Source organism: Salinimicrobium oceani (assembly GCF_012037645.1).
This window is the reverse complement of record NZ_JAAVJR010000751.1, coordinates 1-424: the sequence shown is the minus strand read 5'-3', so window position 1 is coordinate 424 and position 424 is coordinate 1. Positions and strand designations below refer to the sequence as shown.

The 424-nt window shown below is 36.1% G+C and carries 2 protein-coding genes; both read right to left on the bottom strand.

Annotation, left to right across the window (positions count from 1 at the left end; translation table 11 throughout):
* On the bottom strand, nucleotides 1-117 hold a 117-nt coding region (locus HC175_RS19230), incomplete at its 3' end, for an ATP-dependent Clp protease adaptor ClpS (protein ID WP_168139759.1).
* Between the two features lie 55 nt (nucleotides 118-172).
* Nucleotides 173-424: 50S ribosomal protein L11 methyltransferase (locus HC175_RS19225; protein ID WP_209310112.1), on the bottom strand; the 252-nt coding region annotated here is incomplete at its 5' end.

Below are 424 nucleotides of genomic sequence, written 5' to 3'. Positions count from 1 at the left end.
AGTTTCAATGACATGATCAAAAGTATTATAGTCATCGTTGTAAAGAACGATCTCATGTAATTTAGACTCTTTGCTTTTTACTTCCTTCTTCTCAAGAACTTCTTCTTTGGTACTCATATTCAGACAATTTCGTAATAAAAACAAGGGTTAAATATAAGAATTTCTTACCAATTCAATTTTTAGTAAATCTTAAAGCTACCCAATCTTCCCGCTCGATATAATCACTGGATTCCAGCCCCTGTTTTTCGCATTCCTTCCTAATCGCAGGAATATCCTTGGAATAGAATCCGCTCAAATACAATTCTCCCCCGCTGTTCAAACTCTTATTGTAGGCAGGAATGTCTTCAAGAAGGATATTTCGGTTAATGTTCGCAATGATCACGTCATAATTCCTTCCCTCAAGTAATTCGGCAGCACCTTCAAA